13 protein-coding genes are annotated in these 14,243 nt (G+C 55.8%); 10 read left to right on the plus strand and 3 right to left on the minus strand.

The window, feature by feature from the left end:
* Positions 1-26: 26 nt before the first annotated feature.
* From CO670_RS02410 to CO670_RS02420, 3 genes are all read right to left on the minus strand, one after another.
* Entirely contained in the window at positions 27-524 is a 498-nt protein-coding gene (locus CO670_RS02410; RefSeq protein WP_097588814.1) for a tripartite tricarboxylate transporter TctB family protein, read from the minus strand.
* A 30-nt stretch (positions 525-554) separates the two neighbouring features.
* Positions 555-1,538 carry a tripartite tricarboxylate transporter substrate-binding protein gene (locus tag CO670_RS02415; protein ID WP_097588815.1) on the minus strand — a complete coding sequence of 328 codons (984 nt, stop codon included), beginning with the start codon at positions 1,536-1,538 and terminating at the stop codon, positions 555-557.
* Between the two features lie 119 nt (positions 1,539-1,657).
* Entirely contained in the window at positions 1,658-2,914 is a 1,257-nt protein-coding gene (locus CO670_RS02420; protein ID WP_348628100.1) for an isocitrate/isopropylmalate dehydrogenase family protein, read from the minus strand.
* A gap of 48 nt (positions 2,915-2,962) precedes the next feature.
* Between CO670_RS02420 and CO670_RS02425 the strand changes: the two genes are divergently transcribed.
* The 10 genes from CO670_RS02425 (at position 2,963) to CO670_RS02470 (ending at position 14,243) form a co-directional block, all read left to right on the plus strand.
* Positions 2,963-3,877, plus strand: a complete 915-nt coding sequence (locus CO670_RS02425; RefSeq protein WP_097588817.1) for a GntR family transcriptional regulator — start codon at positions 2,963-2,965, stop codon at positions 3,875-3,877.
* A gap of 147 nt (positions 3,878-4,024) precedes the next feature.
* Positions 4,025-4,498 carry a hypothetical protein gene (locus CO670_RS32435; protein ID WP_141502216.1) on the plus strand — a complete coding sequence of 158 codons (474 nt, stop codon included), beginning with the start codon at positions 4,025-4,027 and terminating at the stop codon, positions 4,496-4,498.
* Between the two features lie 86 nt (positions 4,499-4,584).
* A complete protein-coding gene (locus CO670_RS02435; RefSeq protein ID WP_097588819.1) occupies positions 4,585-5,760 on the plus strand; it encodes a glycosyltransferase in 1,176 nt (391 codons plus the stop codon).
* A gap of 27 nt (positions 5,761-5,787) precedes the next feature.
* A complete protein-coding gene (locus tag CO670_RS02440; RefSeq protein WP_097588820.1) occupies positions 5,788-6,627 on the plus strand; it encodes an ABC transporter permease in 840 nt (279 codons plus the stop codon).
* Positions 6,628-6,637: 10 nt separating this feature from the next.
* A complete protein-coding gene (locus tag CO670_RS02445; protein ID WP_097588821.1) occupies positions 6,638-7,867 on the plus strand; it encodes an ABC transporter ATP-binding protein in 1,230 nt (409 codons plus the stop codon).
* Between the two features lie 22 nt (positions 7,868-7,889).
* Positions 7,890-8,576, plus strand: a complete 687-nt coding sequence (locus CO670_RS02450) for an acylneuraminate cytidylyltransferase family protein (RefSeq protein ID WP_097588999.1) — start codon at positions 7,890-7,892, stop codon at positions 8,574-8,576.
* Positions 8,573-10,822, plus strand: coding sequence for an N-acetylneuraminate synthase family protein (locus tag CO670_RS02455; protein WP_097588822.1), 2,250 nt, complete (start codon positions 8,573-8,575; stop codon positions 10,820-10,822). Before CO670_RS02450 ends, CO670_RS02455 begins: the two co-directional genes overlap by 4 nt.
* 16 nt (positions 10,823-10,838) lie before the next feature.
* The gene (locus tag CO670_RS02460; RefSeq protein WP_176538855.1) at positions 10,839-11,819 is read left to right on the plus strand and encodes a GDP-mannose 4,6-dehydratase; all 981 of its coding nucleotides are present in this window, start codon (positions 10,839-10,841) and stop codon (positions 11,817-11,819) included.
* A complete protein-coding gene (locus tag CO670_RS02465) occupies positions 11,809-13,305 on the plus strand; it encodes a hypothetical protein (RefSeq protein ID WP_141502218.1) in 1,497 nt (498 codons plus the stop codon). Before CO670_RS02460 ends, CO670_RS02465 begins: the two co-directional genes overlap by 11 nt.
* Positions 13,306-13,607: 302 nt before the next feature.
* On the plus strand, positions 13,608-14,243 hold the full coding sequence (locus CO670_RS02470) for a class I SAM-dependent methyltransferase (protein WP_097588825.1): 636 nt from the start codon (positions 13,608-13,610) through the stop codon (positions 14,241-14,243).

The following is a 14,243-nucleotide window of genomic DNA, read 5'->3' on the forward strand; positions in this document are numbered from 1 at the left end:
GTGAACTCAGGGTTTCGATTCCCGCGTCACACCGACCCGCCAAACGCGATGATGAGGTCTTCGATGGTGCTGCCCATCGGCAGATCGAGGTCGAGGCCGTAGTCGAATACGAGGTAGGTCACCGAACTCAGGGCGATGCCGATCACGATGTTACGAATGTGGGACCGACTGCCGAAAGCCATCGCGGACGTGGCGAAGAGGAAGGTTCCGGAGAGGATCCAGCCGAGCCGCTCCAAGATCATGAGTTGCGACGCAAAGGCCGCAGCGACGATGATGACCGCCTTCCAGTCGAGTTCGAGGAACTCCTCCGCTTCGAAACGGCGGAGGATGGCCTCATAGAGCAACTGGGCACCGACGAGAATGAGTCCACCCGCGATCAAGGCTGGAAACAAGCCCGGTCCGATCACCGCCTGAGCGGCGATGGGAGGTGTCATCCACGTGTCGATCGCAATGAAGAGCCCGAGGCTTAAGGTCGCGAGCCCAAGGACCGTTTCACCGATCCGGAAGTTGGCCGATTTCAACATGATGATACCTCCCGATGCCGTGGGCTCCCGTCAGAGGAGCCCGACCTCCTTCAGAGCGCTCTCGACGCGCTTCTGCTCCCCGGCAAGAAACTCGCCGAACTCCTTGGCCGGCAGGTAGGTGTCGATCCAGCCACGCTTCTCCAGGGCGGCCTTCCAGTGATCCGTCTTCACCATGGAAGCGATCGCCTTTTCGAGATCCTCGCGGTCCTTATCCGACAGCTTCGGATGCGCCATGATCCCCCGCCAGTTCATGACCGCGAGATCGACGCCCGCTTCCTTCAGGGTAGGAACATCGACGCCAGGGATGCGCGTGTCGCCCGTGACGGCAAGGGCGCGGAGCGCTCCGGCCTCGACCTGGGCGCGGAACTCCTCATAGCCGCTGATGCCGACGGTTGCGTGCCCGCCGAGCGTCGAAGCAAGAACTTCACCACCGCCGGCATGGACGACGTAGTTGATCTTCTTCGGATCGACCCCGACGGTCTTGGCGATAAGACCGGCCGCAACGTGGTCAATGCCGCCGATGGAGCCGCCGGCCCAGGCAACCTTGCTGGGATCGGCCTTCAGACGGGCAACGAGATCGCCCATCGTCTTGATGTCCGAGTTCGCGGGTACGACGATGGCGTCCGCCTCGCCCATCAGCCGTGCAACCGGGACAGTCTGGTCGAGGGTAACCGGCGACTTGGTGGTCAGGACGCCGCCGACCAGTGCGAAACCGATCACCATCGCGCTCGGGTGCCGGGGCTTGGAGGTCACGAACTGGGACAGCCCGACAGTGCCACCGCCGCCGGCAACGTTCTGCACCTCGACCGGCCCCGTCAGCTTCTGGTCCTGAAGGATCGTCTGGACCGTACGGGCGAGTTGGTCGTAGCCGCTGCCGGGACTGCTCGGAGCCATGATGTGAAGAGATTGCAGTTGCTCGGCTGCAAGGGCGGTCGCCGCCGTTTGATGAACGAGCACCGCTGTCGCCGCTGCCGCAAGCAGCGTCGTGAAAGCGCGTCTGGTTACAGTTTTCATGGAAGATCCTCCAATCCATGGTTTGTGCAATTCGATCCCAGGGACTGCCGATCAGCCCCTCCTCCAGGATCACCGGCACACAATCCGGCCAGCCCCTTTCGGGAATTCTTTTGCGACTGCTAGGCCGCTGTGCTCGGGGCGGCTTCCGCCCTGATCGCCTCCGCGACCTTCGTCGTGAACGCGTCGGTGTCGAGGGTTCCGCCAAGGTCGCGGGTGCGCAGGACGGGGCGGCTCAAGACCGCCTCCACCGCATTCTCGATCATCTGAGATGCGCGCAGAAGATTGGCGTCATTCCGCCGCTGCCCGAGCCAATGGAACATCATGGCGGCAGAAAGAATGAGCGACGTCGGGTTGGCGACGTTCTTGCCCGCAATGTCGGGAGCCGAACCGTGCTGGGCCTGGGCCACGCAGATGTCTTCCCCGGCATTGATCGAGCCCCCCAGCCCCAGGCTGCCCGACAGTTCCGACGCTTCGTCGGACAGGATGTCACCAAACATGTTGGTCGTGACGATCACGTCGAACCTGTCGGGGGAGCGGATCAGATGAGCGGCAGCGGCATCGACAATAAGCTCCTCGAGCTGGACGTCCGGATAGGACTCGGCAACCTTCCGGACCTCCCGAAGGAACAATCCGTCCGAGAGCTTGACGACATTGGCCTTATGAACGGCCGTCACCTTCTTGCGGCGGCCCCGCGCGATTTCGAATGCGGCCTTGGCAACGCGAGAAGACGCCTTCGCGGTCACCTTGCGGATTGAAAAAGCCAAGTCGGGATCGGGCATGAACTCCCCCGTTCCGGCGAACATGTTGCGGTCGGAGTAGAAGCCTTCGGTGTTTTCGCGGACGATGACGAGATCCATGGGTTTGCGCAGGATCGTGAGGCCATCACGGGAGCGGCACGGACGGACATTGGCAAACAGCTCGAACTTCGTCCTCAGTTCGCCCGAAGGATTGATGCCTCCCTTGTCCCGGGCAGGATATTCGTAGTGAGACACCGGGCCGAGAATGACTCCATCTGCCCTGGGGACCTCGGTCAGAACGGCTTCAGGCAGTGTCGTGCCCTGCTCTGCCAGGGATTTCAGGCCGATGTCGAGCTTCTGGAATTCCAGTTGCAGTCCGATGGCAGCGTCGGCGGCCTTCAACACATTCAAGGTCGCGGCCGTAATTTCCGGTCCGATCCCATCGCCTGGCAGCACGAGAAGCTTGAGTGTCATTTCTTTCCTCACATGGTTCCGAGAGATGGAGGAGGGCGCGCAAGATCGTTCGCCCACCGTGTAGCGGGCGTGCTGAAAGCTGCGATCAAGTTGGAGTCCTCCAGACCGACTTTGGTCTTTTTCTCCTCTTAAATACCAAGTATCCAAGATAGTGGTATTTTGCAAGCGATAAATACCAAATTCTCTTGGCGAGGTTTCGACGCTGTGGCATAGATGAATGAAATCGGGAGTTTAACCGTGCAGACCACGCCATTGATCGCCAGCCTGGCGGACCAGATCGTCGCCCATATCCGCACCGATAAATTGGCAGAAGGGGATCGGCTTGTTGAACGCAAACTCGCCGAGCAGTTCCGGGTGTCAAGGTCGCCCGTCAGAAACGCCATGAAATTGCTGCACGACATCGGCGTGCTGAAGCAGAGCGATGGCGGGGGGTACATGATTGCCGACGTCGAAGCCGCCCAGAAGCTGTCGCTCGAATCTTCCTCCGCGGAAGAAGATGAGAAGATCTATCTCACGATTGCAGACGATCGGCTGCATGGCCGGCTGCCGGAGAGAATCACCGAAAGCGAGTTCCTGCGACGCTACGACCTGACCAAGGGACGTCTCTCGAAGATCCTGCTTCGCATGGCCAATGAAGGCTGGATCGAACGCCTTCCCGGCAACGGCTGGGCCTTCCTGCCAGTGCTGACATCGCTGCAAGCCTATGAGGACAGCTATCGCTTTCGTCTCCTGATCGAACCCGCGGCTCTGCTGGAACCGACCTTCAAACTGAACCGCCCGACCCTGCTTCGCTGCCGCGAGGAACAGCAATGGCTGGTGGACGGCGGCATCTGGACTGTGTCGGATGCGAAACTGTTCGAACTCAACAGCGGCATGCATGAGGCAATCATCGAGTGCTGCCAGAACAGCTTCTTCATCGAGTCGCTGAAACGTCTCGACCGCCTGCGCAGGCTTATCGACTATCGCCAGATGCTGGATCGGCAAAGTGCTCGCGAGCGAAGCCGCGAGCATTTGCAGCTGCTGGATCTCATCCTTGCCGGAAAGAACCAGGAGGCGTCCCGCTTCATGGCGCAGCACCTTGAGGATCTCAGCCGATTGAAAACGGTTGCACGGGAGGTGCGGGGGTAGGTGTGCAGTTGGCTTGGACCTCCAGTGCGGAAATAATTTCCGCCAGTCCCTGCTGTTGACTGAGGCCTAAAGCCAAGGCCCGAAGCCGGCTCCACGGTCGTTCGCGATGCGAAAACAGAGGGAATTTCAAGGCGTTCCGATAAGCCCTTGAAACTGTATAAGAATCCAGATTCCTCAGCCAATTCTCTTTACCAAAGAAATCAAATGTTTATAGAGAGCAGAAGAGTGCCAGCAAGAGCGGTTCCTGGCGGAACTTCTGTCTTGTCGCGACGACTGGAAACTGGCAATTCGAATGCTGATATTTCGATTATCGATTGGAGAGAATACATGCTGCGTGTGTCATGCTGGTTAATTATCCCGGCAGCGATAGCGGCAATTTTCGACCGAGCTCTTGCTATGTCGCTCAATGACGGGTCCGGCGATCCTTTCTATATCGCGCACAATATCGGCGCCGGATTGGGGGACCTGACATTCCACTTCCTTTGCGGTTTCATCTTCGCCTTGGCCGCTCGATATCTGTTTACCAGCAAGGTGGCTCGTGGCCCTTATACAGGTCTATTAACTGGCATCTTCGCAATTGTGATTTTTGCCGTTCTGGCAGCGATTGGCGCCATCTATTGATCTGTCGACTGAAAAGGCGGCAGGTATGGACAGGCAGACTTCACCTTCGGCCCAGTGCTAAATGACTATCGGAAGCTTTCAAAAGAATGGCCATGCGCGTTTTCATTATCAATACCGATTATCCTGTGTTTCTGCGCAGGTTCTATGCTGACCACCCTCATCTGGATTCGGCTTCCTATGCCGAACAGATGGCAGCGCGCAACGAAAGTCTTTTTGGCGTCTTCGACGCTTATTCGCTCGGATTTCGTCACTGCGGCCATGAGGCGATCGAAGTTCATGCCAACAATGGCACGATGCAGACTGCTTGGATGAAGGAAAATGGTTATGCTCCTCCTCGCCTAGCCACCCGTTCGAAACCTTCTCTATGGGCGCGAGCAGCAAGACGCTTGCTACCCACAGCGACGACCCGACAGCTTATAGACTCAAGCTTCACGCTTCGTCCGGCGACCCCAGTCGAGGGGTGGTCTCTGGCCGAAATGTTACTTGAGCAGGTCAAGCTATTCCGCCCTGATATTGTGCTCAATCAGTCAGTAAGCGAGGTGGGTTCGGATCTCCTCATGAAGATGAAGCCTCACGCGGGTAAGTTCGTCGGCCAGATAGCTTCGCCGTTGCCTGATAATGAAGGCTATGCGGCTTACGATATGATGATTTCATCGCTGCCGAACTTCGTCGACTTCTACCGACGGAAAGGCATTCCCGCGCACCTCAACAGGCTCGGATTCGATCCGCGTGTTCTCCATACGATCGGGCGCGTGGAGCGCAATATCGACGTATCATTTGTGGGCAGTGTTTCGGAAGCGCATGCGGATCGAACGACGTTGCTCGAATATTTGACCAGAAACACCGACATCGCTATATGGGGCGGCGGCAGGGACCAGTTGAGCAATGCATCGCCTATTCTACCGCGACACAAAGGCGAAGCGTGGGGTGCGGAAATGTTCCATATTCTCGGCTCATCAAAAATAACGGTGAACAACCATATCGGCATTGCTGAAAATTTTGCGAATAACATGCGCCTTTACGAGGCAACAGGCATGGGTGCGCTCCTCGTGACCGATCGCAAATCGAATATTGCGGAAATCTTCGAGCCTGGAAGAGAAGTCGTATGTTACGACAGCGCTGAGGAATGCGCCGAACTGATACGGTTTTATCAGAAAAACGATCACGAGCGGGAGCGGATCGCGCAAGCGGGCCAGAGACGAACTCTCCAAGATCACAACTACAATATCCGAACGCAAGAACTATCGAAGCTGTTTGCCTAACAGCATATTGAAGGACGGCTTTGGCGCATGGAACATATGAATGAGCATGTGGTGAAAATTCATCCGAGAAAAGGTTTCTCGTCAGTGAATTTTGCCGAGCTGTTTGAATATCGATACCTGCTTTACCTTTTTGTGTGGCGAGATGTGAAGACCCGCTATAAGCAGTCTTATATCGGCCTCATCTGGATTTTGCTGCAGCCGCTTGCAACCATGGTGATCTATTCTGTCTTCTTTGGTTATCTCGCGAGGTTTCCGTCAGAAGGCGTACCGTACCCCGTCTATATTCTTGCAGGCATCACCTGCTGGCAATTTTTCAGTCGCTCGTTGACAAGTGTCAGCACGAGCTTGGCGGACCAGCAAGCTCTCCTAAGCAAGATCTACTTTCCTCGGCTGCTCGCTCCGATCGCGGCCCTGCTCAGTTCGCTTTCCGACCTCGCCGTACTTTTCCTGCTGCTTCTTTGCGTGATGGTGATTTTCGGCGTTCCGCCATCCTTCAACATGGTTGTCGCTTTCGGCTACCTGATCCTGCTGGGTCTTTTAGCGCTTGCGATCGGTCTGATCCTCACTGGGCTCGACGCATTGATCCGCGACGTGCGCCACGGATTGGCGCTCGTTACACAGCTGTGGTATTTTGCATCTCCGATCATCTATCCGATCGAACTCGTTCCAGAGCAATTTAGGTTTTACTATCTTCTCAATCCGACGACGCCATTGGTGCAGGGATTCCGTTGGGCGCTGCTCGGCGGAGGTGTTGCGGCGCCACCGGCGTGGGCAGTCATCACCTCCATCTGTGTCACCATCGTATTAATGCTGATTGGCTTGATGCTGTTCCAACGTCTGGAACGCACGATCGTCGACCACATCTAGGGCCTCCGAAATGTCGCATCCAGTTATCACGGTCGATAACCTGTCTAAATACTATCGGCTGGGCGAAACCGCCTCAAGTGGAGGTGCGCTGTCGTCGCTGACATCGCTTTTCAAGCCTCGTTCGACTGCACAAACAACGAGAGATCTTTGGGCGCTTAAGGACGTCTCTTTCGAAGTCCCTCGAGGACAGGTCACAGGGATTATTGGTCGCAACGGAGCGGGTAAAAGCACTCTGCTGAAAATTCTATCGCGCATAACGGACCCGACCAGTGGCTCGGCCACCATTCATGGCCGCGTCGGCTCGCTACTTGAAGTGGGAACTGGCTTCCACCCTGAACTGACCGGTCGTGAAAATGTCTTCCTCAACGGCTCCATTCTCGGCATGGCACGAAGCGAGATCGAGAGGAAGTTCAATGAAATTGTCGAATTTTCTGAAATCGGCATTTTCATAGACACGCCGGTAAAGCGTTACTCCAGCGGCATGTACACGCGGTTGGCATTTTCGGTTGCGGCTAATCTGGATCCGGAAATCCTGATCATCGACGAGGTCTTATCCGTCGGCGATGCCGCTTTCCAAAAGAAGTGTCTGGTGAAGATCAATCATCTGATGAGGAGTGGCCGGACAGTCCTCTTCGTCAGCCACAATATCGGATCGATCAACGAGCTATGCAACTCGGCTGTCCTTCTTCACAAAGGAAGGATGGTAAAGTCGGGAGGCGTCAGCGAGACGATCGAGGAATACACCAAGCTGATTGCTGAGAGTTCCACGACCCAGAATGAAACCGGCTACCACGGTGACGGCGTCAGCTTGAATCGCATCGCTGTGACGAAATCGGATGGCACGCCGGAAACCGTTTTCGATCTCAACGATGAGATTGTCCTAAACTTCGAATATCAGGTGCATAAACCGCTTGAGACCTTGCAACTATGTATCGTCCTCTCGCGCAATATGATCGAACTGTTCTCCAGTTTCGATACCGACGGCTTGGAAATGCCGTTGATTCGCCGCGACCCCGGCAGATATCGCGCATCTTTTCATATTTCACCGGGTTCGCTGAAGGCAGGCGGCTATTCGGTTGCGACTTATCTCGGCACGATGACAGACCTCTTATTGGAGGTGCCCGCCTCTACACAGTTCACCATCGAGGAGCTATCCGAAAATACTGCTTACCGAGGTTACAGAAGGGAGCGGCTAGGCCATATCGTCGCCCCCGGCCTTTGGGATACAGTTGAGCTCTGATATTGACAGACTAGGTTCCGACGTGAAAATACTTGCAATCATACCGGCACGGGCCGGCTCCAAGGGCATCCCTCGCAAAAACCTTCTGCCTCTGGGCAATAAGCCATTGGTTGCATGGAGCATTCAGCAAGCCCTGGAAGCAACCTCCATCGATCGAGTCGTTGTGTCGACAGATGGCGCCGAGATAGCCGACGTCGCGCGTCGCTATAAAGCGGACGTGCCTTTCCTGCGACCCGAGCACCTTTCCACGGATACATCTTCAACAGAAGATGCGATGATCCACACGGTCGAAACGTTGGCAAAAACGGGCTATAATCCAGATTTTGTCATTCTTCTTCAGCCCACCTGCCCTATCCGCAAGCCAGGGTCTGTCGAACGCTCCATCCGGACTCTCTTCAACACCGGCGGCGACAGTGTCGTATCGGCGCGCGAGATCCATCCCTTCCTTTGGCAAAACCCCACAGACGCCCACGCGCACTACGATTTTCGCAATCGACCACGTCGTCAAGACGTTGCGGAGGAAGACGGGCTCTATGAGGAGAATGGTTCCATATATATAACTCGGACGGAAATCCTCACGCGCGACAAATGTCGCCTGGGTGGAAAGATTGGAATTTATCAGATGTCTGCGATTGAGAGCATCGACATCGATACGATTGACGACCTTACGCTGGCGGAAGCCGCGCTTCGCTCGACAGGTATGCTATGATCATCGACAGGAACATCTCCAAATACGCCGTACTTTCCGACGCCTCGATTACAGAGGCGCTTACCCAGATCTCGAAGAATAAAAGGGGCTTTGTTCTTTGCCTTAGCCCCACAGGTCATCTGGATGGTATACTCACGGACGGAGATTTCCGGCGATGGATATCGGCAACTCCGCGCATCGAGCTCGATCAACCCGTGTTGTCGATCTGCAACCGGTCGGCAGTCAGCGCTCGCGATGACAGCCCGACGGAACTACTTATCGGGCTGTTTAACGGCCAGGTTAAGTTCGTGCCGTTGATCGATGCGCATGCAAAGGTGACGGCGATTGCGTTGGCCCAGACCGACGATGGCTTCGAGATTGCGGGGCGGAAAATTGGTCCTGACCAGCCCAGCTTCATTATTGCTGAGATCGGGGTAAACCATAATGGCAGCGTTGCCGTCGCCAAACAGCTCGTTGACTGCGCAGTAGAGGCTGGCGCCGATTGCGCCAAGTTTCAGCTTCGCGACCTGCAGTCACTCTACCGGAACAATGGAAAATCCGACGATGCAAGCGCCGACCTTGGCGCGCAGTATACGCTCGAAGTGCTCGCCCGATCCAATCTTACGAATGAACAAATGGGCGAGATTCTCGATTACGCCCGCTCGCGCGGCATCGTCCCCCTCTGCACGCCGTGGGATCTGCGTAGCGTTGCCTATCTAGCCGCCTGGGGCGTAGAGGCCTTCAAGATCGCATCGGCCGATCTCACCAACCATCAGTTACTCCGCGCCGTAGCGGCCACTGGTAAGCCGATGATCCTGTCAACAGGCATGTCACGCGAAGCCGAAATCTTGGAAAGCGTTGGTGAATTGCGTCGAGCAGGCGCGCAATTTGCGCTGCTCCATTGCAATTCGACTTATCCGGCGCCTTTCAAAGACGTGCATCTCAGATACATGGATCGGTTGGCAAAGCTTTCGGGCGCCATCGTGGGCTACTCAGGACATGAGCGAGGTTATTCGGTCCCGATCGCCGCGATCGCTCGCGGTGCCTCTATCATTGAAAAGCATATTACATTGGACCGGAACATGGTCGGAAACGACCATAAAGTGAGCCTCGAACCCGGCGAATTCAAGGATATGGTGACGGCAATTCGCGAGATAGAAGCTGCTCTCGGAACATCCGCTGTTCGGGAACCTTCTGTCGGCGAAATGATGAACCGCGAAGTGCTCGCCAAGAGCCTTGTTGCCTCCTGTGACATAGCCGAAGGAACAAAGATCGATGCTTCGATGGTGTCGATTACAAGCCCTGGGAAAGGGCTGCAGCCCAATCGCATAAACGAGCTTGTCGGCCGTGTTTCGAACCGCAAGATCGATGCGGGTGACTTCTTCTATCCGACGGATTTGCAGGATGCGATTGTCAGACCGAGGGCTTTCTCGTTCAAGCGCCCTTGGGGTATCCCTGTTCGTTACCATGACTGGCGGCAACTTCATCAGGGACTGCCGATGGATTTCATCGAATTCCATCTTTCGTACAAGGATATCGAAGCCGATCTCGATCGTTTTTTTGACACCGAAGTCCAGACCGGACTCGTGGTCCATAGCCCGGACCTCTTTGCGAATGATCACATTCTGAATCTGGCGGCCGATGACGAGGAATATCGAGAAATCTCGATCGGCCACCTGCAATCAGCCATCGATGCTGCGCGAAGCCTGAGACGCTGGTTCCCCAATGCAGGAAAGATACCGCTTGTGGTGAGCCTCGGCGGCATGTCCCGCGATGAAGCTGTTCCCAAGGATCGTATTCCGGAGCTCTATCAACGGGTCGCGGACTCCCTTCTACGCGTCGACAGCACAGGCGTGGAGATCATGCCGCAAACATTGCCACCATTTCCGTGGTATCTCGGTGGACAGTTGCATTGCAATCTGTTCGTCGATCCCGAAGATACGCTGGAATTCGCGAAAAGCACCGGGCTCAGAATTTGCTTCGATGTTTCGCATTCCAAACTCGCCGCCAACCACCGGGGACGCTCTTTTGACGAATATATCGAGCTGTTGGCGCCTGTAACCGGCCATTTGCACATCGTCGACGCCGCCGGCGTAGATAGTGAAGGCCTGCAGATCGGCGAAGGGGAGATTGACTTTGTCCGGCTAGGCGCGCGCTTGGCCGAACTTAGCCCCGGTATTTCCTTTATTCCGGAGATCTGGCAAGGGCACAAGAATGCCGGTGAGGGATTCTGGATTGCGCTCGATCGGCTGGAAGGAATTCTGTGATCGGAGAACACTGACCATGGCGATCCGTGCACTTGTAACGGGCGTGACCGGTCAGGACGGTTCCTATCTTGCTGAACTGCTTCTGCAGAAGGGATATGAAGTGCACGGTATTGTCAGGCCCGAGCGCCTGGCACATCAAACGCTGATGCCTGAATATCTTCAATTGCTTCTTTCGAAGATCGTCGTTCACGGTGCTGACCTGCGCGACATTACAGGGATTGCCGGTATTTGCCGATCAGTTGCACCAGATGAAACTTATCATCTTGGCGGTCCCAGTCGCGTCGATAGTAACGTCACAGGCAGCTCTGATGTCTATCATGCGATCTTCGGCAGCACCAAAGCCCTCCTCGACGCAGTGAGCGATCGTCCCGGCAACCGCTTCTTTCTTGCCAGCACGTCCGAGATCTTCGGCAATCCCGTGCAGACGCCACAAACTGAACTGAGCGCTCGCAATCCACGCTCTCTCTACGGATTTGCGAAACTCGCAGCAACCGATCTTGTCGCGCGGTACCGTACGACAACTGGCGGCTTCGCCTGCACAGGAATCTTGTTCAATCACGAATCAACCCGCCGGGAACCGTTTTTTCTCTCGCGCAAGGTTACCCGCGGCTTGGCAAGAGTGGCGCTAGGTCGGCAACAACACGTAAGTCTGGGAAATCTCGACGCCCTGCGAGACTGGGGGTATGCTCCAGACTATGTCGAGGCAATGTGGGGCGTTTTGCAGCATAGCACGGCGGCAGATTATGTTGTCGCCACGGGCAAAATCAGAAGCGTCCGGCAGTTGGTCGAGACCGCCTGCTCCGTTCTCAATCTTGATCCCGCAGACTGTATCGAACAGGATCCGCGATTTTTCCGGCCGCTGGAGCCTATACCACTCTGCGGGGACCCACACTTTATCGAGCGCGAAATCGGATGGCGCGCCCGAAAATCCTTTGAAGAACTGATCCGTGAAATGGTCTTGCACGATCTTGACGCAGAGAAAAAACGTGGGGAATAAACCTGCGCGTAACGGAGTTGTCGATCCTAAGGCCTACCGCTTTCAATCTGCTCTAATTGAAGCGATCGAAGCACATGTTTCGGCTCTCAGGCATACTGGATTTCGCGCCCTACGCTATCGAGGGGCCGATTTCGGCCGTGTCATTGCGATCGAACTCTATTTCCGGCTGATCAACGACGCCGATCTACGGAACGCTTTTGATCGGCACGTCGCCGGCGAGACATTGCCCGATCACCCAGACGCCATTCCTATTTCGACCGTTGCGAATTGGGTGTTCCAGCACATGTCCGGTCGCTATCGAAACCCGTTGACAACGCTGGATGGCTGGAAAGCTTTTGTTCGGGAGCGCCTTCAAGACCTGCGCGCTTGTAGGCGGGCGCGGAACAGGCAACCAAACGGACGCGTTCGACGCGAAAAGAAAAGTCCCGTTGTGGCACTTGCCCTGTCGCGACGATTCTACTTGTATCTTTTACCCATCATGCAGCGGACCGGCAGTGATCCCATATGGCTAGTTCCGGACAACCAGCCATGGGTAGATGATCTCGTTGCACAAGGCAGCCGCGTCGAGCGCTTCCCCACCGGCCCTGGCGTGGAAGCGCAGTCACCGATCATTGGCCCGTTGGCGAACTGGGATGCGAGCCTTCGAAGATACGATCACTTCGTCGAGGCTCTTCGCGAGCTGTCGCCGGCGACGGTTGTTGTCGCTGAGGGTAACAATCCCGACGACGAAATTTTGGCGCGTGCGGCGCAATCCGTTGGCGTGCCCAGTATCGGCATTCAGCAGGGTTGGTCACCCGTCATTCATAATGGTTTTCGTCGCATGCAATTCGACATGTTTTGCGTTTGGGGCGAGGAATTTGCCCGCATGCTGCGCCCCCTCAATCGGAGGCAACCATTTGCGGTCACCGGAAGCCATATGATCGCACCTCTGGAAAGAAAGACGGACCCAACCGCGCGCGGGATTTCCATTTTCCTTCAAAAGGATTCCCTGCTAATCACGAAGTCTGCCTGGATCGGAATGCTCGACTTCGTCCGCTGGTGTGCAGCCACTTGGCCCGATCGTGAAATTCTCGTCCGAGAACATCCCGCCGGCCCGCTCAACGCCGAGGAATTGGCAGCGATCGGCAGCTTTGAGAACATCGTGTTCTGCCCCGCCCGCGATATGCCGCTGCAGGAAGTGCTTGATCGGTCCGAGCTCGCGGTCGCATTCTTCTCAACAACGTTGATCGAAGCCTTAGGACGCCATGTGGTACCACTTATCGTCAATATCACGGGCGCACCCCGCTACTCCCCCGATCTGGAGGCCATGGGTGTCGCAGTAGAAGTTCATGATTTTGATCAAGCGAAGGTCGCCGTCAAAAATCTTCTTGATGGGGATATTTCTCGCATGCAACACCGCATTCCAGCGATTATAAACCGCTTTTTTGCTGCCAAGAGAGACGCGGCACTGGACAATATCGCTCGGCTGATTAAGAAGTCCGGCTAGTCGGTGGTAAATCTGCGGTGGTATTGCGTGTAAGTTGGAGGGCCTAACCAGTGCCAGAACCGGAAAAGAACGATGTTACCGTTTCGAGAATGGTGCCGGTCACGTCGTTTATAGCCCTGCCCTACCGGCATCACAATTGGGAAACGCCTGTCGAGCGTATTGAATCCCGTTCGACTGCACCGGCCCAGACGACAGGAGCACTGGAACTACCTCAGTGGGTATTTCGTGTCGCCCGTCTCATTCTAGGCCCCCGTCTATATAACATGCTCAGGCGTCTCGCCAGGCGCCAAGAGAGGTAATTAATGTCTGTCGTCAAGGAAAGCTGGTCTTCATTCGATTCCAACATTGCAAAGATATACCTCGACGGATTCGGCCATCCTTCGGAACGCTCCAAACACCTCATGGCCAGCGTGCTAATCGAGATCTTTGGCGGTTCTGAATTCCATCTCGCCGATTTCGGGTGCGGCAACGGTCATCTTTATCGCTTCTTTCGAGAGCGCGGACTACAGTTGCGTTACACGGGCTATGATTTTTCGACATCGCTGCTTCAGGCTGCGCGCGAACGCTATGCTGATGACGATAAAGCTGTGTTTCTCGAACGCGACATTCAGAATCCGGCAGCGGAACTTGGCAGTGCTGATATCGTCCTGTATTCACACGTCCTCGAAACCTTGGAGGCGCCAGGCGCCTCCCTCGAAGCTGCTAAACGAATGGCACCCCGGATCATGATCCGCTTTTTCCAGCCTCCGGCCGAACGCTTTGATCTCGTCGAACTACGGATGCTGGATGTCGGAAATGGTGAACCACAAGTGCCTTATCTGCGTCGCTCGTTTTCCCTCGACCACTACAACCTTCTCCTGAACAAGGTTGGATGCACATCGGTGGATGTGCATCAGGTGGAAGGTGACGTCGATCAGGTTCACGTCCTGAATTTCTGA

The sequence above is a fragment of the Rhizobium sp. J15 genome (genome assembly GCF_002531825.1).
In the GTDB taxonomy this organism is placed as follows: Bacteria; Pseudomonadota; Alphaproteobacteria; order Rhizobiales; family Rhizobiaceae; genus Rhizobium.